Origin of the sequence: Myxococcus sp. CA033 (assembly GCF_013336625.1) — a bacterium.
Lineage (GTDB): Bacteria > Myxococcota > Myxococcia > Myxococcales > Myxococcaceae > Myxococcus > Myxococcus llanfairpwllgwyngyllgogerychwyrndrobwllllantysiliogogogochensis.
The window spans coordinates 1-428 of sequence record NZ_JABUMU010000090.1; the positions used below are offsets into that span (position 1 = coordinate 1).

General features: G+C 67.3%; 1 protein-coding gene. It reads left to right on the forward strand.

Going from position 1 to position 428, the window contains the following annotated elements; translation table 11 throughout:
* Positions 1-72: 72 nt before the first annotated feature.
* Positions 73-428 (forward strand): transposase (locus HUA78_RS45765; RefSeq protein WP_174479138.1); only part of this gene is annotated, 356 nt, incomplete at its 3' end.

A 428-nucleotide genomic window follows, 5' to 3' on the forward strand; every position in this document is an offset into this window, starting at 1 on the left:
CCCTCTCTGCCAACGTGAGTGAGCCAGTCCGTACCCGGCAGTTTAGTGTGCAGGGCGACCCAGGCAGGGACGATGAAACCGGTGGTGGAAGAGGTTCGGGTCAGGGAGACCGAGGTGGAGGAGAAGGCGCGGCGTCGAGGCTTCACGGCGGAGTACAAGCTGCGGGTGCTCGCGGAGGCAGACCGCTGCACGAAGCCCGGTGAAGTGGGAGCACTGCTTCGCCGGGAAGGGCTGTACTCGTCGCTGCTGAGCGTGTGGCGGCGCCAGCGCAATGCAGGGGAGCTGTCGGCGCAGAATCCGAAGAAGCGCGGCCCGCCGGCGAAAGTCCCCGACGCGAGTGCCCGTCGCGTCGCGGAGCTGGAAAAGGAGTTGGCCCGGGCCCAGGTGCGCCTCAAGCGAGCCGAGGCCCTGCTGGACCTGCAAAAAAA